Source organism: Oceanisphaera ostreae (assembly GCF_042676125.1).
Classification (GTDB): Bacteria; Pseudomonadota; Gammaproteobacteria; order Enterobacterales; family Aeromonadaceae; genus Oceanimonas; species Oceanimonas ostreae.
The window spans coordinates 17,782-42,873 of the sequence record NZ_JBHTJS010000004.1; the positions used below are offsets into that span (position 1 = coordinate 17,782).

Consider the following 25,092-nt stretch of genomic DNA (forward strand, 5'->3'; position numbering starts at 1 on the left):
GAGTCACGGAGCCCACGGAAAATTAAGATGGGATAAGAGCGAAAAATACCAAGTAAGTGATCTTATTGGTAAGAGTAAGACCTTCGGGTAACGGTTTGTAGGGGCCAATTCATTGGGCCCTACATAAAACATGGGGCCTTACAAAACACCGCTGCTCTACATAAGACAAACGCCGAGTCTGCAGGTTCGGTGTCGTCCTCTTTACACTTCACTCTTCACGCTCTTCAATTAAAGCACCGAAATTTCTTCCAATAACTGCGCTACCCACATTTCGATGCGGGGAGCGGTATCCTCGTATTGGTTGGCTTCATCCAGTGACAAGCCGACAAAGTAGTCGCCGTCGGCAGTGAGCGCTTTAGATGCTTCAAACTCATAGCCAATGTTCGGCCAATAACCAACTACGGTGGCGCCTTGGGCTACCACTTTATCGTGTAATAAGCCCAGCGCATCTTGAAACCATTCGCCATAGCCCAATTGATCGCCCATGCCAAATAGTGCCACCACATGGCCTTCTAGGTTGAGGCTGTCTATATCGCCCCAGTGGGATTCCCAGTCTTCTTGTAATTCGCCAAAGTCCCAAGTGGAAATGCCGAAAATAACAATCGGGTAGTCTTGCGCGCGCACCAGCGGCACATCCTTGATATTATGCAAGTCAACTAGGCCAGCTCCGAGTTGTTCGCCAATTTTTTCGGCTGCGATCTCGGTATAGCAGGTCGTTGAGCCGTAAAATAAACCGATATTCATGGGATTCCGTTATCGCTTCAGACAATGGAACTATCATAACAGAAGCTTTTCTATGAGCAGAGTCTGCCGTCGCAATCTGCCATAAGAATCTGGAGCCATAATGAGTTATCCATTAATAGAGCAGTTTGTTGATACGCTTTGGTTAGAAAAGGGATTATCAGATAATACGCTGGCATCTTATCGGAGTGATTTATCGCACTTCGCCGTTTGGCTGGATAAAACCGGCAGCAGCTTACTGGCTGTCGATGGCCTAACCTTGCAACAGTATTTAGCCCATCGCCTAGACCTAGGCTTTAAAGCTAGTAGCACGGCGCGCATGCTCAGTGTACTGCGCCGCTTTTTTCAGTATTTGCACCGTGAGCAACTACGCGTTGATGATCCTAGTATTTTGATTGCTGGACCTAAACTGCCCAAGCGACTGCCTAAAGATTTAAGTGAGCAGCAGGTGCTTAATCTGCTGCAAGCGCCAGATGTAGAAAATCCATTAGAGCTGCGTGATAAAGCCATGTTAGAGCTGTTATATGCGACTGGCTTGCGGGTCACTGAGTTAGTGAGCTTGTCGATGGAAAGCGTTAGCTTACGCCAAGGCTTAGTGCGGGTAACGGGTAAGGGCAATAAAGAACGCTTAGTTCCTATGGGGGAAGAAGCGTTGCACTGGCTAGAGCGATATTTAAAAGAAGCGCGAGCTAGCCTTTTGGGCGAGCAACCTTCAGATGTGGTGTTTCCGTCGCGCCGCGCGCGACAAATGACGCGCCAAACCTTTTGGCATCGCATTAAGTTATACGCACAACGTGCCAGTATTACTGGAGATCTGTCGCCGCATACCCTGCGCCACGCTTTTGCCACCCATTTACTTAATCACGGTGCCGACTTACGAGTAGTACAAATGCTACTCGGTCATTCCGACCTATCCACCACCCAAATTTACACCCACGTCGCCACCCATCGCCTTAATGCCTTGCATGAAGAACATCACCCGAGGGGGTAACGCGCAGCGCCCGGCGCCAAGCTAAACATGAGCTTTAAAGACTAAAGACTTTCTCGCAACGGAACCCACGAAATCCGCGGAAAAATAGAGATCTAATCTGGAGGGGGCAATTGGGTTTGGCTACTAACTAATAGATGAGCCTACTCCGCAAAGCTACAGACACCACTTTTACCTTCGCTTACGGCTTTTAGATCTTACCAATAAAATGTTTTGGCACTGCTCGATCTTATCCCATCTTAATTTTTCCGTGGATTTCGCGGGTTCCGTTGCGAAATAGGTTTTGATCTGGCTTTATATCTATCTCGTCTTCTTCACTCTTCACGCTTTACTCTTCACAGAACGGCGCTGTCCTTTAAATTGCAATATGGAGGCGTGGCGGTTAGTGTTGCTCTCCTGTTTAAATAACCAGTGCCTATTGTGACAGCCTTATGCCAGCCTCTAATATGACCTCTACACGCCTAACTATTCGCCGCCGCGTAAGCGCCCCTCATCAGTTACCTTCGGACCTCTCGCCAATTATACAGCGGCTCTACGCCAGCCGAGGAGTGGTCAGTCCCGAGCAGCTTAATCTTGGGGCCGCCACCTTACTGAAGCCTGAGTTTAAAGGCATGGCCAAGGCCGTGGAAGTGCTAGAAAAAGCACTCGCCGAGCAGCGCAACATTGTGATTGTGGGCGATTTTGACTGCGATGGGGCCACCAGCTCGGCGTTAATGGTGCATGGCTTACGGGCTATGGGGGCGAACAGCGTGCAATATTTGGTGCCTAATCGCTTCGATTATGGCTACGGCTTAAGCCCTAAAGTGGTTGAAGAAGTGGCCAAGCTTAATGGCGAATTGCTGATCACCGTCGATAACGGTATCTCTAGCATCGCTGGCGTGGCGGCGGCGAATGCGCTGGGTATGCAGGTGATTGTCACTGACCATCACCTGCCAGGAGATGAAATTCCCGACGCGGCGGCCATCGTGAACCCTAATCAGCATGGCTGTAACTTTCCGTCTAAAAATTTAGCTGGCGTAGGTGTGGCCTTTTATCTGTTGCTGGCGCTGCGCGCGGCCCTCACCGAGCACGGCTGGTTTGCGCGTCTTGGTATTGCGGCGCCGAATATGGGCGAATACCTAGATTTAGTGGCGCTGGGTACTGTGGCCGACGTGGTGGCATTGGATGGAAATAATCGAGTATTAGTACATCAAGGCTTGCAGCGGATGCGAGCTTCGCGAGTGCGGCCCGGTATTCAGGCGTTGATCGATATTTCGGCGCGTAATCAGTCGCGCTTAGTGGCCAGCGATCTCGGCTTTGCCTTAGGGCCAAGGCTGAATGCAGTAGGACGGCTCGACGATATGTCGATGGGTGTTGCGTGCTTGCTTAGCGAAAACCTAGACGAAGCGCGCAAGCTGGCCGCCATGATGGATGACCTTAACCGCGAACGTAAGGCCATTGAGGCGAGCATGCAGCACGAAGCATTGGCCACACTGACCAAGGTGCACATAAGTGACGGTGAGTTACCCTGCGGCTTGGTACTGCATCAAGATGATTGGCATCAGGGAGTGGTGGGATTAGTGGCATCGCGTATTAAAGAGCGCTATCACAGACCCGTTATCGCCTTTGCCGAAGCCGGAGACGATGAGCTAAAAGGCTCGGGGCGCTCCATTGCGGGCGTGCATTTGCGTGATTTGCTAGAGGCAGTTGACCGCGAACACCCAGGACTCATTGATAAGTTTGGCGGCCATGCCATGGCTGCGGGTCTATCGCTGAGTAAGTCGGCTTTAGCGCCGTTTAAAGCTGCATTTGAGAAAATAGTCTCCGACTGGGTCAGCCCAGAGTTATTAGCCGGTGAAATTGTAAGTGATGGAGAGCTAACCGCCAGCGAGCTAACGCTCCCTCTTGCCGAGCAACTGCGCGCCGCTGGCCCCTGGGGACAGTCGTTTCCCGAACCATTATTTGATGGCGACTTTAGAGTCATCAAGCAGCGCCTCGTCGGTGAGAAACACTTAAAATTAGTGCTGAGTGCCGATGAAGGACGTACTTTAATCGATGCCATCGCCTTTAATATTGACTTAACCGTATGGCCCAATGCCGCCATTAATAAGGTGCAACTAGTCTATAAGCTGGATATCAACGAGTGGCGGGGTAAACAATCGCTGCAGCTGATGGTGGACAAAATAGCACCACTGTAATCGGAGCCGTCAGTTTTAAGCAAACAACTGTCAGAAAGACCTCGTGTGACGTAAAACTGCCTGAAAGGCTAAACAAAACAGGGAGCCATGGGCTCCCTGTTGTTATTTATTAGGTCATTATTTAAATAGCGGCAAGTTATAAGATAAAGGAGCTGACCAAACCATTTAGCTCTCCTGCCTGTTTGCTTAAGTCTTTCGACTGAGCAAGAGACAGCTCGGCATCGTCGGCAAGGTCATCCGCCACATCTTTAATGGCGGTGGTGTTTTGGGTAATTTCACCCGTCACCTGACTCTGCTCTTCGGCGGCGGTAGCAATTTGGCTCGCCATGTCTGAAATCAGGCTCACCGCAGTAGTGATTTCGGTAAGAGCAGTGGTGGCGGCTTCTGCATCCTCTACACTCAATTCGGCCAAGTTACGGCTGGTTTCCATCAGCTTCACGGCTTCGTTGGTGGCCTGCTGCAAGGTGGTGATCGTCACCTGAATTTCTTCGGTAGACTTATGAGTACGTTGTGATAGCACCCGTACCTCGTCGGCCACTACGGCAAATCCTCGGCCTTGTTCGCCTGCTCGAGCGGCTTCTATGGCGGCGTTAAGGGCCAACAGGTTAGTCTGTTCGGCAATGCCTTGAATAGTCGACAACACGGTGGAAATTTCTTTAGCGTGTAAGTCTAAGCGCTTAATGACGCCCGAGGCCTGTACCATTTCTTCTGACAGCGAATGAATAGAATCACGGGTTTTATTTACTTGCTGTTTACCGTGGGCAGTACTGGCGATCGACTGCTGAGCGGCGGCGGCGGTTTGCTCTGCGTTGTTAGCAATTTCTTGCGTAGCCGAGGCCATTTCAGTTACTGCTGTCGCCACCATGGTCACTTCTTGCTGCTGGCGAGCCAGCTCAGCAACCGTTTGGTTGGCACGAATGGACGATTGATCTGCATTATCGCCTAACTGTTGTGCTTGGCTGCGGATCTGACCGATAAGCTCTGCTTGGCTGGCCACAAAACGATTGAAGTTAGTCGCTAGTATGCCGACCTCATCTTCACTTTGAATGTCGATGCGACGAGTAAGATCTCCTCTACCACCGGCAATTTGCTCTAGCGCCTGAGAGACACGTAACAAGGGCGCGAGTAACCATTGCACTAACAAACTAATCAGTATGGTTGCCGCTATCACTACCAAAGTGGCAATGCCGAGCTGTTGCAGTAACAGAGGGGTAAGTGGTGCTTCTAATGCAGTCTGGTCGAGCACCATCACTAACTGCCAGTTGGTACCTTGCACGGCCTGACTATATACCAGCTTGTGCTCACCTTTTAGTATCACCGGATGCAGGCGCTCACTTTGTTGCCACTTGTTCTGATTGCTAACGGTAATGTCGGCATCGATTCTGCTGGCAGGCTGCAGGATCATGGACTCATTTTGATAGGCGATAATGGTGCCATCTTCGCTCAGCATCATGGCATAGCCTTTGGCTGGCAACTCAATGGCATTTACATCTTCAATCAGCTTGCTGATACCTATATCGCCCGCGATCACACCACTGACCTGGCCATAGGTACGCACCGGCTCTGCCAAGGTGACGACGGTACCTAGACCGGTGGCATCTTCATAAGGTGAGGTAATAATGGCTTTATTTTCTGCTATGGCCTGTTTATACCAGGGGCGGCTGCGCGGGTCGTAGCCGGTGCGATCGATGCTGGGGTCATCGTCATACATGACGCCGTCTATGCTGCCAAAGTAGCTAAGCTGAAAGCGGCCGGCTTCCTTGGCTTGTTGCAGGGCGGGCAGGAGAGCCTGCTCAAGGTGGGGGGCGGTGGCAGAGAGCATGCGTTGACGCACGTCAAACCAGCGAGTGATCTGTTCTGCTTCAAGTTTGCCCAAGCTAGCGACTAGGGTTTCGCTGTCTTCATACAGCTCGGCTTTCAGGTTGTGATAACTGATGGTACTGAGTGCCGCGACCGTGATGGTTATGGCAATGATGAAACTTAATAGAATCTTATGCTTTAATTTTAGTTTGTTCATTTTTGATCTTAAACAACGACAACAGGCGGGATGCCTGATATCGGCCGCAACTAGGAAAGCTTTAACTAAATTTTAATGTTGTTTAACTATCGAGGCGTCGGCACGCCAAATACCTAGCACAATAGGGATCTATTCGATTAACTATTGAAGCAAGCCAGACAAAAACAGCCATCCCAACGAGAGTCGGGATGGCTGTTTTTTATTGACCCGTTATAGAATAAAAGCGCTGACCAAACCGTTTAACTCACCGGCCTGCTTGTGCAGGTCTTTCGACTGGGCGAGTGACTGCCCTGCATCGTTGGCCAGCTCGTCGGCAACATCTTTGATGGCGGTGGTGTTTTGGGTGATTTCACCGGTCACCTGACTTTGCTCTTCGGCGGCGGTGGCGATCTGGCTGGCCATGTCCGAAATCAGGCTCACGGCGGTGGTTATTTCGGTGAGCGCATCGGCAGCCGCTTCTGCATCTTCAACACTCAACTCGGCCAGATTGCGGCTGGTTTCCATCAACTGCACGGCTTCTTTGGTGGCTTGCTGCAAGGTAGTGATGGTGTTTTGAATTTCTTCGGTCGACTTATGAGTGCGCTGCGACAACACCCGTACTTCGTCGGCCACTACCGCAAAGCCACGACCCTGCTCACCGGCGCGGGCCGCTTCTATGGCGGCGTTTAGCGCCAACAGGTTGGTTTGCTCGGCAATGCCCTGAATGCTCGACAACACGCTCGAGATTTCCTTGGCATGCAAGTCTAGGTGTTGAATAACGGCCGTGGCCTGGATCATCTCCTGTGACAGTAACTGAATGGAGTCGCGGGTTTTATTCACCTGCTGTTTGCCATGGGCGGTACTGCTGCTCGACTGCTGGGCCGCGGTGGCCGTTTGCTCGGCGTTATTGGCAATTTCATGGGTGGCCGAGGCCATTTCGGTGACGGCGGTGGCCACCATGGTCACTTCTTGTTGCTGGCGGCCCAGCTCGGTAACCGTCTGGTTGGCGCGTACCGAGGCCTGCTCAGAACTGCTGCCCAGATATTCAGCCTGGCTGCGGATCTGGCCAATCAGCTCGGCCTGGCTGGAAACAAACAAGTTAAAGTTAGTGGCCAGCATGCCCACTTCATCCTGGCTTTGAATATCGATACGACGGGTTAAATCCCCTCTACCGCTGGCAATTTGTTCTAACGCTTGAGACACGCGCAATAAGGGGGCCAGCAACCACTGTACTAATAAGCTGATCAGTACCACCGCTGCAATCACCACTAAGGTCGCGATGCCCAGCTGTTGCAATAACATGGGCGCTAAAGGAGCTTCCAGTGCAGCTTGGTCAAGCACCATCAGTAACAGCCAGTCGGTGCCGGGCACGGCTTGGCTATAGACCAGCTTAGATTCGTCTTTTAATTGCACATTATACAGTTGTTCGTTTTGCACCCAAGTGGCGAGATTGCGCACAGTAAAGTTGTCGTCGATGCGCGTGGCGGACTGTAAGATCATCGCTTCATCGTGATAGGCGATAACGCTGCCATTGCTACTCAGCATCATGGCATAGCCTTTGGCCGGTAATTTAATGGCGTTAACATCTGCAATCAAGCTGCTAATGGCTACGTCACCAGCCATTACGCCGGTGAGTTGGCCGTTAACTTTAACCGGAGTGGCCAAAGACACTACGGTACCTAAGCCTGTGGCATCTTCATACGGGGCAGTAATAATGGCGTCGTTTTTTTGTACGGCCTCTTGATACCAAGGGCGATTGCGTGGGTCGTAATCGTTGTCATAAATAGAAGAGTCGGTGTCGTGCATCACACCGTCTTTGCTACCAAAGTAGCTTGCGAGAAAGCGACCAGCCACTTGTGCCTGTAACATAGCGGGCATAGGCGCCTTATCGAATTGCTGGCCAGCCGCGGTCAACATGCGTTGGCGTATATCAAACCAGCGGGTTATCTGTTCTGCTTCAAGCTTGCTTAAGCTGGCGACCAGAATTTCGCTGTCTTCATACAGCTTGGCTTTCAGGTTGTGAAAACTGACGGCACTGAGAGCCGCGACCGTGATGGTAATGGCAACGATGAAACTCAATAGAATCTTATGCTTTAATTTTAGTTTATTCATTTTATATGTCTGGCATCAGGCTGGGTTTGTAATATCGACCGCTGCCTTGGGAACTTTAACTGAATTTTAATATTGCGGGTGTGACAAAATGTAGCCGCTCACTGCTGCGTTTATGCTCGGCTTTCGGTAGAATCAGAATCCTGATGATGGCGTAGCGCCACATACACTCAGTACAATAGAGAGTTACTTGACCCATGTTTGAAGTAAACCCTGTGAATAATAAACTTAAGGAGCTGTCTGAACGGGCACAGCTTCTTAGGGGGTACCTTTGACTATGACGCTAAAAAAGAGCGTCTAGAAGAGGTAAATGCCGAGCTAGAGCAGCCGGATGTATGGAATAAGCCCGAGCGTGCCCAAGCACTGGGTAAAGAAAGGTCATCGCTAGAAACCATTGTCGATACCCTTGAAGAGTTAGACCGAAGCGTCGTCGATATTGCCGAGCTGGTTGAGCTGGCGGTTGAAGAAGAAGACGAAGAGACCTTCGAAGAAGCGCAAGCCGATGTGGCAGTGCTAGATAAAAAGCTGGCTGAATTAGAGTTTCGCCGCATGTTCTCTGGCGAGAACGATGCCTCTGACTGTTATATGGATCTACAATCTGGCTCAGGCGGTACCGAAGCACAAGATTGGTGCGACATGGTGTTGCGCATGTATTTACGCTGGGGTGAAGCGAGCGGTTTTAAAACCGAGATTATCGAATTATCCGATGGTGATGTTGCCGGTGTTAAATCGGCAACCATTAAATTTAGCGGTGAATATGCCTTTGGTTGGTTGCGCACCGAATCTGGCGTGCATCGCTTAGTGCGTAAGTCCCCGTTTGACTCTGGCGGGCGCCGTCATACGTCATTTTGCTCGGCTTTCGTCTATCCAGAAATTGATGACGATATCCAAATAGATATCAACCCGTCCGATTTGCGAGTAGATACTTATCGCGCCTCGGGTGCCGGTGGTCAGCACGTCAACCGCACCGACTCGGCGGTACGTCTTACTCACGAACCGACCGGTATTGTAGTGCAGTGCCAAAACGACCGATCTCAGCATAAAAACCGCGATCAGGCGATGAAGCAGCTAAAAGCCAAACTGTATGAGTTTGAGCTGCAAAAACAGAATGTAGAAAAGCAGGCCATGGAAGACAGCAAGTCTGACATTGGCTGGGGCAGTCAGATCCGCTCTTACGTGTTGGACGACTCGCGCATCAAAGATTTACGGACTGGGGTAGAAACAAGTAACACCCAGGCAGTACTCGACGGTGGTTTGGACAAGTTTATTGAGGCCAGCCTCAAGTCCGGACTCTAATCAGTTTTTATAAAGGCAAATCATGACAGAGCAGTTACTAGACGAAAATAAGCTGATCGCCGAGCGCCGTGCCAAGCTTGATCACATTCGCAAAGATTGTCCGGCCAATGGCCACCCTAATAACTTTCAGCGCAAGCATTTGAGCGCCGACTTACAAAGTGAGTTTGGCGAACTGGATAAAGAAGCGCTGGTTGAATTGGGTAAAGAAGTGTCGGTTGCTGGCCGTATTATGGCCAAGCGTGGTCCTTTTTTAGCGCTGCAAGATATGAGCGGCCGCATTCAGGCTTACGCTACTAAAGATGCGCAAAAAATTATTAAAGATCAGTACGCTGGCTTAGACATTGGCGACATCGTTGGTGTCACTGGTACACTGCACAAGTCCGGCAAAGGCGACTTGTACGTGAGCATGGATCAATTCCAGTTGCTGACCAAAGCTTTGCGCCCGTTGCCAGAAAAATTCCACGGTTTGTCGGATCAAGAAACGCGTTATCGCCAGCGCTATCTTGACTTGATCACCAACGAAAGCTCGCGTCACACCTTCCAGGTGCGCTCGAAAGTGGTTGCGGCCATTCGCCAGTTTATGAATAGCCACGACTTCATGGAAGTAGAAACGCCCATGATGCAAGTGATCCCAGGTGGTGCTTCGGCCCGCCCGTTTATCACTCACCATAATGCGCTGGATATGGACATGTATCTGCGTATTGCGCCCGAGCTGTATTTGAAGCGCTTGGTGGTGGGTGGATTCGAAAAAGTATTCGAAATTAACCGCAACTTCCGTAACGAAGGTCTGTCTCCTCGTCATAATCCAGAATTCACTATGATGGAATTCTACTGGGCGTATGCTAACTATCAGGATCTGATGGACTTCACCGAAGACATGCTGCGCACCGTAACCACTCAGGTGCTGGGCAGCTCGGTTGTGCAATACGGTGAAGAGAGCTTCGACTTTGGACAGCCTTTTGCGCGTTTGAGCATGAAGAACTCTATTTTAGAGTTCAATCCTGAGGTGACCGTTGAGCAGTTGGCTACCTTAGAAAGTGCCACCGAAGTCGCCAAAGACTTGAAGATTAAGACGGAGAAGAGCTGGGGCTTAGGTCGTGTGATCACCGAGATCTTCGAAGAAACCGTTGAGCACCGTTTGATCCAACCGACGTTCATTACCGAATACCCAGCCGAAGTATCGCCGCTGGCGCGTCGTGATGATAACGATCCGAGCATTACGGAACGCTTCGAGTTCTTTATTGGTGGTCGTGAAATTGCTAACGGTTTTGCCGAGCTTAATGATGCCGAAGATCAAGAGCAGCGCTTTAAAGATCAAGTGGATCAAAAAGAAGCCGGCGATGACGAAGCCATGTTCTTCGATGAAGACTATATCACCGCCCTCGAGCACGGCTTACCACCGACTGCCGGCCAAGGCATCGGTATCGACCGTTTGGTGATGTTGTTAACAGACTCACACACCATCCGCGACGTCATTCTGTTCCCAACTTTGCGCCCCAGCGCGAAGTAAGGCTTTTCCCTCCACTTTAAGTACGAGTGGGTAGGGCAGAAGGCAGAACAGCATAATAAACAAAGCCGACCTTGAGTCGGCTTTGTTGTTTTTGAAATATGACGTTTTATTTTTGCCGTCATTCTGGTGAACGTCAGGATCTTCCCGTTTCCACGCTCTGCATAATAGTGCCGAACTCGTCGAGCTGCGGCGAAGGTGATCACACCATGCCAAACCCTCTACCGATCATGTTCACAGAGCGTTGTTTCCTAAATCGGTACTCACTAGCAACTTCTTTAATACCTTATTGGCCTTAGCTGTCACTTCAGGCTAGCATGTGCGGATTTATTGTTAATCGGATAGATGGCCCCCATGAATGAGAGTTGGACACAAGCAGCCGTTATTTTTATCGTCGTAGTTGGAACATTATTACTGTTGACGATTCTGGGCTTATCAATTATCGGATTTCGAATGTACCGCGCAGATAAGCGCCAAACTGTGCATAGCATCCGCCGAAATTACCCAATTATTGGCCGCTTTCGCTATGTTTTTGAGCATCTAGGTGAATTTTTACGCCAGTATTTCTTTGCTATGGACAGGGAAGAAATGCCCTTTAACCGTGCGCAGCGCTCTTGGGTATATCGGGCCGCTAAAAATGTAGATAACACAGTCGCGTTCGGCTCGACACGAGACTTAGCCAAACCCGGCACCTACTACTTCTTAAACTGCCCTTTTCCAACATTGGAAGAAGATGCTGCACAAACCCAGCCGATACGGATCGGTACCCACTGCCGTATTCCTTACGATGCCCCGTCGTTTTTTAATATTTCAGCCATGAGTTTTGGTGCCTTGTCTAAACCGGCTATTCAAGCCTTGTCCATGGGGGCCGCTAAAGCCGGCTGCTGGATGAATACTGGCGAAGGTGGTTTGTCTAAATACCACCTAGAAGGCGGCGGCGATCTGGTTTTTCAAATTGGTACGGCTAAATACGGCGTTTGTGATGAACAAGGCAAACTGGATGATGCGAAACTAAAAGCCTTGGCCGACCTTGAGCAGGTAAAAATGTTTGAAATCAAGCTCTCACAAGGAGCTAAGCCGGGTAAAGGCGGCATACTCCCCGCTGAAAAAGTAACCGCTGAAATTGCCGAAACCCGTGGTATTCCAGAAGGCCTAGCTTCTATTAGTCCCAACCGCCACCCAGAAATTAGCAGTATTGATACTCTGCTCGATTTTGTTGCTCATGTGCGGGAAGTCACCGGCAAGCCGGTTGGTTTTAAATTGGTACTGGGTACCACCCATTGGCTAAAAGAATTTTGTGAGAACGTTAACGCCAGAGGAGCAGACTCAGCACCCGACTTTATAACGCTAGACAGTTCCGATGGTGGCACTGGTGCCGCGCCCATGCCGTTAATGGACAGTGTTGGTTTACCACTGAGAGATAGCCTGCCACTGTTAGTTAATCAGCTTATTCGAAATAATTTAAAAGAACGTATTCGCGTTATTGCTTCTGGCAAACTAATAAACCCAACCGAAGTAGCCGTCGCGATTTGCATGGGGGCAGACTTTGTTGTGTCAGCGCGAGGCTTCTTGTTTGGGCTGGGGTGCATTCAAGCCCTGCAATGCAATAAAAATACCTGCCCAACCGGTATAACCACTCATAACCCCCGCTTACAACAAGGTCTAGTACCCGATGTAAAAGCGATTCGCATTGCTAACTACCATAACAACCTAGTACATGAAGTAGAAAGTATTGCGCACTCTTGTGGAGTGACGGAGCCTAGGCAACTCACACGCGAGCATGCAGCGGTCGTGGTCGATGGGGGGGCTGTAGCACTTAACCTGCTTTATCCAGAAACATCGCGTCGCTTAAAGCCTGAAATCATGGAAAAGGGTAATTAATATAACGCTCAGTAATTTTTAGAGCCGGGTAGGAGTAAATGAAAAGGCGTGAGGCTAATAACTCTCACGCCTTTTTTGATCCCAAGTATTTAGTGCCGTTCTACATCTACGCTAGCTGCTAACACCGTCTTTTGTAGCCACCCCCAGCGGCGGCCACAATCTGACTTCCTGTCATGTTGTGGCGGCTAAAGTTGTCCCAATTATTTATTTTATGCTAAGCGCTAAAGTGTTAACAGTATGTTACTGTAGAATTTAGCATTTGCAGATATCTAAGTATTTTAGCTTGTTTGTGTACCACTCTGATTAGCAAAATAATGTTGTTTACTCCGAGGATATTATGAGGAATCAGCTACAAGAACAGCATAGGCTTTCGGTACTATCGCTACTCGGGGTGGTATCTGTTTTGGGTATTACTCCATTTGCGTATTTACGTTATCTTCAAGACAACATCACCGCTGCAATTATTGATTTAGTGCTGGTGCTCGGCATTATAACGTTAGTAGGTTATGCGATTCGCACCAAAAAAACGCGGGTGGTGAGTGGGATCGTGGCGTTATTTATCAATGGCGGTGTTATTGCCATTGTGGTTGTTAATGGGATTGATAGTTTTTTATGGGTGTATCCTGTTATTGCCAGTACTTTTTTCATGGTAAAACCGATCGAAGCGCTTTCTATTAATGCTGTGTTAATGGTCGTTTGCTTATTCTTGCCTGATGTTTTTGACGTTATTCCGCTAAATTCCTTTGTTATAACTATGTTGATGGTGTCATTAACGACCTTTGTATACGCCAACCGTAGTGAGAAGCAATTTCATTTACTAGAGATCATGAATACTGTTGATGCACTAACAGGTGCCTTGAATCGACGCGCTTTAAGCTCCGACATAGCGGAAGCCTTATCTATATCCGAGCGTAAAGCGACTCCGTATATGTTAGCGCTCTTAGATTTGGATCATTTTAAAGTGGTAAACGATAAGTATGGCCACGACGTTGGTGACCAAGTGCTGCAAAATCTTGTGACGATTACCACGGCGAACATTCGTGAATACGATCGTTTTTATCGATTCGGTGGAGAAGAATTTGTACTTTTGATCCCCGAGATTAAAGACCCACAAGCGTTTATCAATAACCTTAGAATTGCCATTAAAAAAGAGTTGAAAACACCCGATGGCAAAGAAGTAACAGTTTCATATGGTATAACTGCGTGGGTGCCGGGTACCACGGCAGATAGCTGGTTAAAAAGTGCAGATGAAGCGCTTTATCAAGCCAAGGCAAACGGCCGAGACTGTGTGATATTCAGCGATGAATAGTCTCTTGGAGCTGTTGTAGATGTGCGTTTGGCCGACATCCTGACGAGCTTGCGACAATCAGCATATCGCTTTTGGTTTAAGTTCAGCACCCAGAGACCGCTGGGTAGATTCTTTGTCGACCGTTACAGAGTCGCTAAATAGACCATCGTTAGTTTGGTATAAAAAAACACCGCCTTTAAGGGCGGTGCTTTTTAGCTCGGCGCTATTTTTCTTCTTCCCCAATATTTGTTTTCAAATATTGGAACAATTCGCGGTAGGCGACGGGCGGTAGGTCGGCGGCGAGTTCTTTGCGACCGATGCGAGCCAGTTGGCGCAACTTTTGTCGGTCTAGTTGGCGGTGTTCAGACAAAAGTGCATTCACTCCTTTGTCGCCTTCTTTGATCAAACGGTCTCGCCACAGCTCCAATTTATGGAACTTAGCGTTGCTGGCGGTGCTTTTATGTTCGAAACCGGCGAGGGCTTTTTGAATGTCCGTAATATCGCGGGTACGGATCAACCTGCCAAGATAGGACATGTGGCGGCGCAGACCCTCGCGTTTATTGTGCAAACGGTGCGCCAGCTCAATCGCCTCTTTCAAGTCGTCCTCTAGCGGTACCTTAGCTAATTCATGGGGTTGCAGTTTCACCAGCGTCTCACCCAGCTTTCGCAAAGCATGGCTTTCTCGCTTCATCTCGCTTTTGCTTACCCATTCAATCTCTTCATCTTTCTCTGGGGCATCATTATGGTGGCGCATAGTTTTTCCGTCTTTATTAAGAATTACATATATATTAACAGCTTCTCCCAAGGCGCGCAGGGGTCTGTTATGCTAACTGCAAACTGAGCCAGCGATATTAATTATGACCCCAGCAGATATTCAAAACGAACAGCGCCAGCTAGAGCTGGCAGTAGAGCAAGCTCTAGCCAGTGCTAAGCGCTTAGGTGCCGATACCGCCGAGGTGTCGATCAGCAAACAAACCGGTTTGTCGGTGAACACCCGCAATGGCGAATTAGAAAATATTGAGTTTAATAAAGACGGTGCCCTAGGGATTGCCGTGTACCGAGACGGCCGTAAAGGCTCGGCCTCTACGTCTGATTTACGTCCCGATGCCATTGCCCGCACGGTGGCCGCCGCGATGGATATTTCGCGCTACACCACAGAAGACCCCTTTTCTGGTTTGGCGCCAGCCGACGCGTTGGCCTGGGATGCCCCCGAATTAGAGTTGTGCTTTCCTCACCCGTTAGAGCCTAGCGACGGCATCGAACTGGCGTTGCGCTGCGAGCAGCAAGCGCTGGGGCGTGACCCGCGCATTAAGCAGTCTGACGGCGCTAGCTTTTCTACTAATTTGGGCATTAAAGTCTACGGCAACAGCCATGGCTTTATTAAAGGCTATGCCGGCAGCCGCTTTGGTATGAGTTGTGTGCTGATTGGCGAACAAAATGGTGACATGCAGCGTGAATATGGCTATACCTCAGCTCGCAGCTTCGATGACCTTTGGACACCAGAGCAAGTCGCCGATGAGGCCGTTAGCCGCACCCTAGGCCGCTTAGGGGCGCGTAAACTGGGCACCACCTGCGCGCCGGTGCTGTTTCATCCCGATGTCGCCGGCAGCTTGTTTGGCCACCTAGTGATGGGCATTAGCGGCGGTAACTTGTATCGCCAGTCATCTTTTTTGCTGGATTCGTTGGGCGAGCGTATTTTCCCTGAGTGGTTCGATATACACGAACAGCCGCATTTGCATAAAGGCTTGGCCAGCTCACCGTTCGATAATGAAGGCGTGCGTACTACTGAGCGCCGTATTATTGAGCAGGGCAGGCTGCAAACCTATTTACTGCCCAGCTATGCGGCACGCAAGATGAATATGGAGCCTACCGGTCATGCGGGTGGCATTCATAACTGGACGGTGGCTAACACGGGTCAAAGCCTAGAGCAGTTACTAAAAATGATGGGCACCGGCTTGCTAGTGACGGAACTCATGGGCCAAGGCGTTAATATTGTGACCGGCGATTATTCGCGCGGCGCGGCGGGCTTCTGGGTAGAAAACGGTGAAATTGCTTACCCGGTAGAAGAAATTACCATCGCGGGTAATTTAAAAGACATGTTTGCCGGCATTCAAGCTATAGGTACCGATACCGAACTGCGCTCTAGCCTACAAACCGGCTCGGTGTTAATTGGTGAAATGAAGATTGGTGGGCAATAGACAGCGCCCGGCGCCAAGCACCTAGCTAAAGATAAAACATAGCCCTTCGGGCAGCTGCAAGCCATCGCGGTCAGTTAAAGCACCGTATCTAAGGATACGGTGCTTTTTATTTGGGCACCAAAAGAGCCGTGAAGGGTGAAGCGGAAAGAGTGAAGAGGACGACATCAAACAAAGACCATATCCAAACCAACCTGCATATTCAGTCTCTGTTTCGCCTGTCACTTTTGCACGAGTCTAGTCTCAGCACTTACCATCAAGATCTCTTTTCCGTGGGTTCCGTGTATTCCGTGGCAGATATATCTTTAGGTTTGGTGTTTAGGTTTTAAAGATTTCCGCCTCCGGCGTAATGCGAGAGCAAGCGTTCGCCTACAAAAGAGCCGTAATGGGTGAAGCGTAAAGAGTGAAGAGGACGACATGAAACAGAGACCAGACATACTACCGAATCCGTCGTTGAAGGGGGGGGGTATAAGCTCGTCCTTTACTCTTCACACTTCACTCTTAACAGCTTTAAAGCGGCGCTGAATTAATTAATTAAGATCAAGGTGGCTAGGCCTAAGAAAGACAGTAGGCCGATGATGTCGGTAATAGTACTCAGCGCCATAGAGCCGGCCAATGCTGGGTCTATGTTGTATTTGCGCATAATCAGCGGAATAGCGGCCCCAGCTATGCCAGCAACCGAGAGGTTGATGAACATTGCCAAGCCGAGCACCATGCCTATTTGCCAGCTATCTTTCCAAAAGCCAACTACCACCGCCACCATAAGCGCCCATAATATGCCATTAATTAAGCCGACTAATGCCTCTTTAGTGAGTAACCAGCGGGCGTTGCTGTCACCGATATGACCGACGGCCATACCACGGATAACCAATGCTAGCGTTTGGTTACCGGCAATGCCGCCCATAGAAGGCACTATGGTCATTAATACGGCCAAGGTTGCCAGTTGCGATAGTGTGGCTTCAAACATACTGGAGACACTAGCGGCCAACAAGGCGGTGCCCAAGTTGACGGTGAGCCATATTGAGCGACGTCGAGCACTGGTGATCACGGGCGCGAAGGTATCTTCGTCGTCGTCCATTTTGGCCATGCCCATCATGGTGTGCTCGCCATCTTCCCGAATAATATCCACCACATCATCGATGGTGATACGACCCAGCAATTGATAGTTATCATCCACGACCGGAGCCGACAGCCAGTCGTGACGTTCGAACAGGTTAGCCACTTCGGTATCGGTCATGGTTAGGGGAATGGCTTCCACTTGGGTGTCCATGGCTTTGGCCACCGTGGTGTCGGGGTCTTGCACCACTAAGCTTGCTAGTGAAATATCACCCAGTAATCGATTGTGTTGATCCACCACATACAGGGTGTCAGTACCTTCGGGCAATTGGTGATGCAAGCGTAAATAACGCAACACCACTTCAATGCTAATATCGGCTCGCAGGCTAATGAACTCGGTGTTCATCATGGAGCCTGCGGTGTCTTCTGGATACGATAGTGCCTGTTGTGCTCGCAGTCGGTCTTGTTCGTCCATTTGCGTGAGCACCTGATTTAACAGCGGCTCAGGTAGGTCGCGCAACACATCGGCCAGATCGTCCGACTCCATATCTTCCAGTGCGGTAGCCAGTCGATGCGGGTCCATGAGGCGAACAATGCCGTCTCTGACTTCTTCTGATAATTCTTCTAGTATTTCGCCGTATTCATCAGGGTCAATCAACTGCCAAAGTACTTTACGGCTAGGAGTGGGAGACGCTTCTAATAACCAAGCGACGTCACCTGGGCGCATTTGCTGCAACTGACGGCGTACATGTACGAACATGCCGCTATTAAGAGCTTGGGTGATGGCGTCCAGATGATCCGGTGTACTAAATTTTTCTGATGACTCTGTCATCCGGGCTCCCGCTTTAAATATAGAACGGCTAGAACTAAATAGGCCGTTATTCAGCCTCGTTGAAGCGGTCGGCGACGAGGCGAGAAACGGCGTTCATGGCCGCTTCAGCATCTTGCCCTTCGGCGACCACTCGAATGGCGTGACCTTGAGCGGTTTCAAGCATGAGTAGGCCCATCACGCTATTAGCGGGGGCCTGCTTTTCTTGGCTACACACCGTAACTACGGCATCAAATTGTTGGGTTAATTGTACTAACTGAATAGCCGCACGAGCATGCAAACCGAGTTTGTTAACGATTTTTAGGTCGCGTTCAACCCTCAACATGGTGTTTTTCCAGAGTGCGGTGACGTAACTGTACACTCTTACCCATTTTTTTGAATGATTGTGTCAGCTGCTCCACTAAATATACCGATCTGTGTTTACCACCTGTGCAACCAATGGCCACGGTAACGTAGCTGCGGTTGTTGCGTTCAAGGTGAGGCATCCACGTGACTAGTAGATTTTCTATTTGCCACAAATATTTAGTGACCTCGAGCTGACTGTTTAAATAATCGGCTACCGGCTCGTCTCGGCCGGTAAAGGGTCTTAGCTCGGCTATCCAGTGCGGATTGGGCAGAAAGCGGGCATCAAATACGAAGTCTGCATCTTGAGATATCCCATACTTATAGCCAAAAGATTCAAACACCCAATTTAGCTCGCGCTCTTTTTTACCTAAAATACGGGCGCGAATAATTTCGCTGAGATCATGAATGCTGAGATCTGAGGTATCGATACGTAAATCAGCCGCTGAGGATAAGGGCGCTAATAAGTGCGTTTCTTGGCGAATGGCTTCGTCTAAGGTGAGACTAAGTCGAGACAAGGGGTGAAGCCGGCGCGTATCGCCAAAGCGGCGAATAAGGGCCGCATTGTCGGCGTCAATAAAGATATTGGATAAACTCACGCCGTCCATCTCTCGGACTTCGGCTAAACAGGTTTCCATTTTCTCGCTGCTGTCGGGCAGGTTGCGCACGTCAACACTCACCGCCACCTCGCCAGGCTTATCGCGGCGCATTTTCACCAGATCGGGTAAGAGTTCTACCGGCAGATTATCGACACAGTAATAGCCCAAATCCTCGAGTACCCGCAGTGCTACGGTTTTTCCCGAACCAGAACGACCACTGACGATTACCAGCTGCATAGTATCCTCCTCAGGAAGAAATCATGATTTGATAGAGTTCGTCATCAGTGCTGGCTTGACGTAACTGTTTACAAATTTGTTTGTCGCTGAGTTTTTCAGCAATCAATGATAGGGTTTTAAGGTGCTGCTTACACTCCTGTTCAGGAACGAACAGTGCAAATACCAAACCGACGGGTTGATTGTCGATGGCATCGAACTCCACCGGCTCGGCAAAGGTAAGTAACACCGCGGTTGCCCGGTTTTCATCGCTAATACGGCCATGAGGAATGGCAATGCCATTACCTATGCCCGTGGTGCCCATTTTTTCCCGTGCTAACAAGCAGTCAAACAACTGTTGGCTGTTAACGTTAAGGTGCTGGGCTGCCAGCTCGCTGATGATTTCCAGAGCGCGTTTTTTGCTCGTGCAGGGGACGACACTGCGAGTGCAGTCCCTGCTCAGTATGTCGGCGACTTCCATGATTATTTTTGCTTGAGCTTCTCTTTGTGTTTAATGACTTGGCGATCGAGTTTGTCAAACAAACTGTCAATGGCCGCGTACATATCTTCATGCTCGGCGTTGGCGAAAACTTCTCCACCGCTGAGGTGAATTTTAGCTTCAGCCACTTTGTGTAGCTTTTCTAGAGTAAGAACGACGTGTGCGTTGGTCATATGATCGAAATGGCGCTCCAATCTAGAGAACTTGCTGTTGACGTAATCACGCAGCGAGTCGGTAATTTCTACATGGTGTCCAGTCAAATTTATTTGCATAACGTCTTCCTTCTAGGTCTGCCTACATTAGGCGTTTACGCTGATTGGAAGGGGGGATGGCTAGCGACTCTCGATACTTGGCAATGGTCCGCCTAGCCACCTGTATCCCCTGTTCAGCCAATAATTGCGCGATTTTACTGTCACTTAATGGCTTAACTGGATTTTCTGCTCCTACTAGCTTCCTGATTAAAGCGCGAATCGCAGTAGAAGAGCACTCTCCGCCAGTATCTGTGCCTACATGGCTGGAGAAAAAATATTTTAACTCAAACACACCTCGAGGCGTGTGCAAAAATTTCTGGGTGGTTACCCGCGAGATAGTGGATTCGTGCATTTCTACCACTTCTGCCACCTGGTTAAGCACCATGGGCTTCATCGCCTCTGCCCCATACTCGAAGAATGCCTGTTGTTGGTCAACAATACAATTAGCAACCTTGAGCAAGGTCTCATTTCGGCTCTCTAAACTTTTGATAAACCATTTCGCATCTTGTAGGTGATTGCGAATAAATTGGCCGTCTTCTCTACTTTTAGCTCCGGTGGCCATGGCGGCATATGTTTGATTGAGTCGCACTTTAGGCATGGCGTCGATATTGAGTTCAGCAACCCAAACCCCTTTGCGTTTACTCACCACCACATCGGGGATCACATACTCAGAGCTGGACTGCAGTATGCGGTTGCCAGGTCTTGGTTCAAGCTGCTGAATCACCGCAAGCACATCTCTGAGTTCGTCTTCTTTAAGCTTAGTCTTACGCTGCAGAGAGCGGTAGTCCCGGTTGCCAAGTAAGTCCATGTGGTGCTCAATCACCAACAAGGCTTCGCGTAGCCAAGGGGTTTCAACGGGTAAAGACTCCAGTTGAATGCGCAAGCACTCTTGTACGCTACGTGCGGCCACGCCTAATGGGTCAAAGTGTTGAATGCGTTTTAAAACCGCTTCTACCTCGTCCGCCTCAATATGTTGCTCTCCGCCCGTCACACTGGCCAGCAGGTCGTCTATGCCGAGGCTAAGGTAGCCTGCTTCATCAATCGCATCAATGATGGCTAAGGCAATGGCTTGGTCGATATCACTAAAGGGGGTGAGCTGCATTTGCCATAACAGATAGTCCTGCAGGGTTTCGGTGGTTTCCCCTTGGTAGACGGTTTCTTCTATGCCCTCGGGAAGTCCGGCACTGCCGCTACCACCCGCGGATGCGGTATAAATATCATCCCATTGGGTATCCATGGGCAGCTCATCAGACAGCTGATGCTGCTCCATGGCTTTATCAGTGGCTAGTTGCTCATTTTGCTGGGGGGCTACTTCTAATAAGTCTTGGCTTCCTTCTTCCTCTGGCTCTTCTTGTTCGAGCAAAGGGTTATTATCCAAGGCGAGCTGAATTTCTTGCTGTAGCTCTAAGCTAGACAGCTGCAACAATCGAATAGCTTGTTGCAGCTGGGGAGTCATGGTCAGTTGCTGACCCATGCGTAATTGAAGAGTTGGCTTCATCGTTGAAAAAGTCCTTCCATGTCAACCGCTGGGAGCACCGGCGGCACAGCTAAAGGCTGAATTGCTCACCAAGATAGACTTTCTTGACCTGCTCGTTGTTGAGTATCTCTGCAGGTGTACCAGCGGCAATGCGGTGGCCATGGCTAACGATATAGGCCCGTTCGCATACATCGAGCGTTTCACGCACGTTATGGTCGGTGATCAATACGCCTAAGCCTCTGTCTCTCAAGTGCAGTATGATTTTTTTAATGTCGAGCACCGAGATAGGGTCAACACCCGCAAACGGCTCATCGAGCAAAATAAAGCGCGGGTCGGCCGCTAATGCGCGGGCAATTTCAACCCGTCGCCGCTCGCCGCCCGATAGGCTCATGCCGGTGTTGTCGCGAATATGCGTAATATTAAATTCTTCGAGCAGTTGCTCCATTTTTTCTGTGCGTTCGCTGGCGGTTAAATTTTTGCGCGTTTCTAGCACCGACATTAAGTTGTCAGCCACGCTCAGACGTCGAAAAATAGAGGCTTCTTGTGGCAAGTAACCAATGCCCGCTTGGGCACGCACATGCATGGGCTGATGACTAATGTCTTGATCATCGATGGTGATGCTGCCTGCATCACGCTGTACTAAGCCCACTATCATGTAAAAAGACGTGGTTTTACCCGCGCCATTAGGCCCAAGCAGGCCGACAATTTGGCCGGTATTAACGGTTAGGCTAACGTCGGCCACCACTTGGCGTCCTTTGTAACTTTTTTGTAGATTACGGGCTTTTAGGGTAGCCATGGTGTCTATTGAGCCTCTTTGTTGTTCATGTTCTGCAGCTGCTCTGGCAAAAAAATAGTAGTAACGCGGTCTTTACCGCCTTGGCTTTCCGCTTCCATTTGCTCACGGTCGATGTAATAGCGGATACGATATCCTGTCACTATATTGTCGTTTTGCTTTATTTGTGCATCTTTCAATAGCGTCATGGTACGCGCTTTCATATCGTAATGAATCTGTTTTGCCTCGGCCTTTATAGGCTGACCGCTGTCTAGGATTTGATAATAAGTGGCCGGTGAACCATAAGCGGTCATGGACTGCAGACCTTTTTCATTGCGGATCACCACTAACTTATTAGCTCGCACATCCATGGTGCCTTGCTTAACCACCACGTTATCGGTAAAGGTCACTTTATTATCCGTCAGCTCGACTAGCTGACGCCCGGCATCTATGGTCACCGGTTGGCTATAATCAGACTCTTTAGCGTGAGCAAGGTTTAGGCTTAATGCCAGCAAACCGCTAATGCTAAGGAGTAACGTACGTTGCCCGAGTATCATTCAGTAATTCCACCGTTTGTTGATCGATTTTGCCAAGTAACCCCACGCCTTTGGCTTGGTAGGTTGGGCTGGTCAGCTGCACCGCTTGGTTAGAGCGCAATTGATTATTAATAAAGTCCAGCTCTAGGTACTCGGTTGTTAGAGTGTGCACCACGGCATCCGGCTGTAGCCCTTCACCCTCGACAGAACCGTTTAGCACCGCATTATCATTGGTATTTAAAATGCCATCGTCGCTGCTAAGTCGCCACTGAGGTTGGCCATCGGGCGAGTAAAGCAAGATAACAGGTTTTTCCATTATGGTCATGGCCAGCGGCTGGTAGTGCTCAGCATACTCAGCCTCTAACCCACGATAGGGCAGACCCAATTTATTGTATTGTATGCTGACCAAATTTTTTGCAATAAAATCTGGGGGATAATTTTGCTGGGTGACGGGGATTTCATCGGCAGATTTAAACCATTGCCAACAGGCTAGCGCGAGCACAAATAGGCCACCAAACCACCATGTTTGGCGGCTCACAGACTCATGCCTTTGGCTTGTAACAACATGCCACGAGCGTCTAGCACTAGGTCACATAACTCACGTACTGCACCTCGCCCGCCCTTTAGGCGAGTAACATAGTTGGCCTGCTTGCGAACTAGCGGGTGCGCATCGGCCACTGCCACGCCAAGGCCGCAGTGTAGCATCACGGGTAAATCCACCACGTCGTCGCCAATATAAGCCACTTGCTCAGGTGTTAGGTCTAAATCAGCTAACAAGGCTTGGTAACCGATCATTTTATCACTCTGGCCTTGATAAACACGCTGCACGCCAAGTGATTTCATGCGCTCGGCGACGATGCGAGAGTCACGGCCAGTAATAATGGCAACTTCTATACCAGCATTAAGTAACGCCTTAATGCCAAAGCCGTCTTTGGTGTTAAAGCTTTTATACTCTTCACCCTGGTTGCCTAGGTAAATGGCACCGTCGGACAGTACGCCATCCACATCACAAATCAGTAACTGAATTTTAGCCAAATTACGCCATACAGTGGTGGCTATAGGGCCATATAAGCTGGGTTCTTCCATTAGATAACTCCTGCCAATAACAAGTCGTGCACATTAAAGGCGCCTATTGGGCGGCGTTCTTCGTCTAGCACCAGCAGGCCGCTGATTTTTTTCTCTTCCATTAACTGCACGGCTTCTGCAGCCAGCATGGATGCGTGCACCGTGGTGCAGCGCCGGGTCATTACCTGTTCAATCGCCGTGAGGTGTACATCTATTTTTTGATCTAGGGTGCGGCGTAAGTCACCATCAGTGTACACGCCCACTAAGCGTTGTTGGCCATCTACCACGGCGGTAAAGCCCAGACCGGTGCGTCCAATTTCCATTAGAGCATCAATAATTAAGGTATTAAGTGCAACGGTAGGAACCTTGTCACCTTGATGCATGATATCTGCGACACGTAACAACAGCCGCTTGCCTAAGGCGCCACCGGGGTGACTCAGCGCAAAATCATCGGCAGTAAAGCCGCGAGCCTCTAGCAAAGAAACCGCGAGTGCATCGCCCATTACTAGGGCTGCCGTGGTGCTGGCGGTGGGGGCCAAACCTAATGGGCAAGCTTCTTGCTCAACGCGAGTGCACAGATGCACGTTGGCTTCGCGGGCCATGGTGGATGCGGGGTTGCCCGTTAGGCATACTAAGGGAATGGCGCGACGTTTAAGCACCGGTAATAATGAAATAATTTCGCTGCTTTCACCAGAGTTAGATAGGGCCAGCACCACGTCGTTTTTGCCGATCATCCCCAAGTCGCCATGGCTAGCTTCGCCCGGATGCATAAAAAAGGCGGGAGTACCGGTACTGGCTAATGTCGCGGCAATTTTGTGGGCGATATGCCCCGATTTTCCCATGCCGGTGACGATGATTTTACCCGTGCAATGCAGCATGAGCCTGCAGGCATGATTAAAGGTTTGGTCCAGATATTGATAAAGACCATCAATGGCGGCCTTTTCAATATCCAGTACTCGCTGAGCGGTTTTTTGGTAGTCAAATTCTACGGTCATATATTTCTCCACACCTTAGGCGCCGCCATTATAGAAAAGCTTGTGCCGATAAGCGACTAAATACCGTTAGGCGTGAAGGGTAAAGATCAAAGAGTAAAACACCAACCCCTCAAGTTTGAGCTTACGACTCATCTAAATTTCACGACTTGTTACACCAAGAAAACTTCGCTTGGCTGTATTGTACGTTCGATATGATTAGCGAGGTTCATCACAAAAAGTGGCTTTATTAGCATCTTGGGACATTTAATGGCGCATGAGAGGGCCTAAACGTCGTCTCTTG

At 49.7% G+C, this 25,092-nt stretch carries 22 protein-coding genes; 7 read left to right on the top strand and 15 right to left on the bottom strand.

Annotation, left to right across the window (positions count from 1 at the left end; all coding sequences use genetic code 11):
* Positions 1–228 precede the first annotated feature (228 nt).
* Positions 229–744, bottom strand: coding sequence for a flavodoxin FldB (gene fldB, locus ACFQ1C_RS01795; RefSeq protein WP_379556821.1), 516 nt, complete (start codon positions 742–744; stop codon positions 229–231).
* A gap of 100 nt (positions 745–844) precedes the next feature.
* Between fldB and xerD the strand changes: the two genes are divergently transcribed.
* Both xerD and recJ read left to right on the top strand, forming a co-directional pair.
* Positions 845–1,732 carry a site-specific tyrosine recombinase XerD gene (gene xerD / locus ACFQ1C_RS01800; RefSeq protein WP_379556822.1) on the top strand — a complete coding sequence of 296 codons (888 nt, stop codon included), beginning with the start codon at positions 845–847 and terminating at the stop codon, positions 1,730–1,732.
* 443 nt (positions 1,733–2,175) lie between these two features.
* Complete coding sequence (gene recJ, locus ACFQ1C_RS01805; RefSeq protein ID WP_379556823.1) at positions 2,176–3,906, top strand: single-stranded-DNA-specific exonuclease RecJ; 1,731 nt, start codon at positions 2,176–2,178, stop codon at positions 3,904–3,906.
* Positions 3,907–4,042: 136 nt separating this feature from the next.
* Here recJ and ACFQ1C_RS01810 read toward each other — a convergent pair whose 3' ends face one another.
* A complete protein-coding gene (locus ACFQ1C_RS01810; RefSeq protein ID WP_379556824.1) occupies positions 4,043–5,923 on the bottom strand; it encodes a methyl-accepting chemotaxis protein in 1,881 nt (626 codons plus the stop codon).
* A gap of 210 nt (positions 5,924–6,133) precedes the next feature.
* Positions 6,134–8,014 (bottom strand): methyl-accepting chemotaxis protein, encoded by a 1,881-nt coding sequence (locus ACFQ1C_RS01815; protein ID WP_379556825.1) that lies wholly within the window; start codon positions 8,012–8,014, stop codon positions 6,134–6,136.
* Positions 8,015–8,208: 194 nt separating this feature from the next.
* Here ACFQ1C_RS01815 and prfB point away from each other — a divergent pair.
* The 4 genes from prfB (at position 8,209) to ACFQ1C_RS01835 (ending at position 14,004) form a co-directional block, all read left to right on the top strand.
* Positions 8,209–9,307, top strand: a protein-coding gene (gene prfB / locus ACFQ1C_RS01820; protein WP_379556826.1) for a peptide chain release factor 2 whose coding sequence is annotated in 2 segments (ribosomal slippage) — positions 8,209–8,283 and positions 8,285–9,307 — 1,098 coding nt in all. Because the reading frame shifts where the segments join, the coding sequence is not laid out codon by codon here.
* 22 nt (positions 9,308–9,329) lie between these two features.
* Positions 9,330–10,817: a lysine--tRNA ligase gene (lysS, locus tag ACFQ1C_RS01825; protein ID WP_379556827.1), complete on the top strand. Its 1,488-nt coding sequence runs from the start codon at positions 9,330–9,332 to the stop codon at positions 10,815–10,817.
* Between the two features lie 351 nt (positions 10,818–11,168).
* Complete coding sequence (locus ACFQ1C_RS01830) at positions 11,169–12,695, top strand: FMN-binding glutamate synthase family protein (protein WP_379556828.1); 1,527 nt, start codon at positions 11,169–11,171, stop codon at positions 12,693–12,695.
* Positions 12,696–13,032: 337 nt separating this feature from the next.
* Positions 13,033–14,004, top strand: coding sequence for a GGDEF domain-containing protein (locus ACFQ1C_RS01835; RefSeq protein ID WP_379556829.1), 972 nt, complete (start codon positions 13,033–13,035; stop codon positions 14,002–14,004).
* Between the two features lie 202 nt (positions 14,005–14,206).
* Here the strand turns inward: ACFQ1C_RS01835 and yjgA are convergent, their stop codons facing one another.
* A complete protein-coding gene (yjgA, locus tag ACFQ1C_RS01840; protein WP_379556830.1) occupies positions 14,207–14,737 on the bottom strand; it encodes a ribosome biogenesis factor YjgA in 531 nt (176 codons plus the stop codon).
* A gap of 103 nt (positions 14,738–14,840) precedes the next feature.
* Here yjgA and pmbA point away from each other — a divergent pair, with 103 nt between their 5' ends.
* Complete coding sequence (pmbA, locus tag ACFQ1C_RS01845; RefSeq protein ID WP_379556831.1) at positions 14,841–16,181, top strand: metalloprotease PmbA; 1,341 nt, start codon at positions 14,841–14,843, stop codon at positions 16,179–16,181.
* Between the two features lie 523 nt (positions 16,182–16,704).
* On the opposite strand, the gene mgtE is transcribed toward pmbA, so the two are convergent.
* Genes mgtE through ACFQ1C_RS01900 form a run of 11 tightly spaced genes read right to left on the bottom strand, consistent with a single transcriptional unit; the run spans position 16,705 to position 24,812 of the window.
* Positions 16,705–18,066, bottom strand: a complete 1,362-nt coding sequence (mgtE, locus tag ACFQ1C_RS01850; RefSeq protein WP_379556832.1) for a magnesium transporter — start codon at positions 18,064–18,066, stop codon at positions 16,705–16,707.
* A 46-nt stretch (positions 18,067–18,112) separates the two neighbouring features.
* Positions 18,113–18,388, bottom strand: coding sequence for an HPr family phosphocarrier protein (locus tag ACFQ1C_RS01855; RefSeq protein WP_379556833.1), 276 nt, complete (start codon positions 18,386–18,388; stop codon positions 18,113–18,115).
* The gene (rapZ, locus tag ACFQ1C_RS01860) at positions 18,375–19,241 is read right to left on the bottom strand and encodes an RNase adapter RapZ (protein ID WP_379556834.1); all 867 of its coding nucleotides are present in this window, start codon (positions 19,239–19,241) and stop codon (positions 18,375–18,377) included. The genes ACFQ1C_RS01855 and rapZ overlap by 14 nt, the downstream gene beginning before the upstream one ends.
* Positions 19,242–19,251: 10 nt before the next feature.
* Positions 19,252–19,698: a PTS IIA-like nitrogen regulatory protein PtsN gene (ptsN, locus tag ACFQ1C_RS01865; RefSeq protein WP_379556835.1), complete on the bottom strand. Its 447-nt coding sequence runs from the start codon at positions 19,696–19,698 to the stop codon at positions 19,252–19,254.
* A 2-nt stretch (positions 19,699–19,700) separates the two neighbouring features.
* On the bottom strand, positions 19,701–19,988 hold the full coding sequence (gene hpf, locus ACFQ1C_RS01870; RefSeq protein ID WP_379556836.1) for a ribosome hibernation promoting factor: 288 nt from the start codon (positions 19,986–19,988) through the stop codon (positions 19,701–19,703).
* 22 nt (positions 19,989–20,010) lie between these two features.
* Positions 20,011–21,465, bottom strand: a complete 1,455-nt coding sequence (locus tag ACFQ1C_RS01875; RefSeq protein WP_379556837.1) for an RNA polymerase factor sigma-54 — start codon at positions 21,463–21,465, stop codon at positions 20,011–20,013.
* 49 nt (positions 21,466–21,514) lie between these two features.
* Positions 21,515–22,240, bottom strand: coding sequence for an LPS export ABC transporter ATP-binding protein (lptB, locus tag ACFQ1C_RS01880; RefSeq protein ID WP_379556838.1), 726 nt, complete (start codon positions 22,238–22,240; stop codon positions 21,515–21,517).
* A gap of 5 nt (positions 22,241–22,245) precedes the next feature.
* Positions 22,246–22,773: a lipopolysaccharide transport periplasmic protein LptA gene (gene lptA / locus ACFQ1C_RS01885; protein WP_379556839.1), complete on the bottom strand. Its 528-nt coding sequence runs from the start codon at positions 22,771–22,773 to the stop codon at positions 22,246–22,248.
* The gene (gene lptC, locus ACFQ1C_RS01890; protein WP_379556840.1) at positions 22,742–23,290 is read right to left on the bottom strand and encodes an LPS export ABC transporter periplasmic protein LptC; all 549 of its coding nucleotides are present in this window, start codon (positions 23,288–23,290) and stop codon (positions 22,742–22,744) included. The genes lptA and lptC overlap by 32 nt, the downstream gene beginning before the upstream one ends.
* Positions 23,287–23,838, bottom strand: a complete 552-nt coding sequence (kdsC, locus tag ACFQ1C_RS01895; RefSeq protein ID WP_379556841.1) for a 3-deoxy-manno-octulosonate-8-phosphatase KdsC — start codon at positions 23,836–23,838, stop codon at positions 23,287–23,289. Before kdsC ends, lptC begins: the two co-directional genes overlap by 4 nt.
* Positions 23,838–24,812 (bottom strand): KpsF/GutQ family sugar-phosphate isomerase, encoded by a 975-nt coding sequence (locus ACFQ1C_RS01900; RefSeq protein ID WP_379556842.1) that lies wholly within the window; start codon positions 24,810–24,812, stop codon positions 23,838–23,840. Before ACFQ1C_RS01900 ends, kdsC begins: the two co-directional genes overlap by 1 nt.
* Positions 24,813–25,092 lie beyond the last annotated feature (280 nt).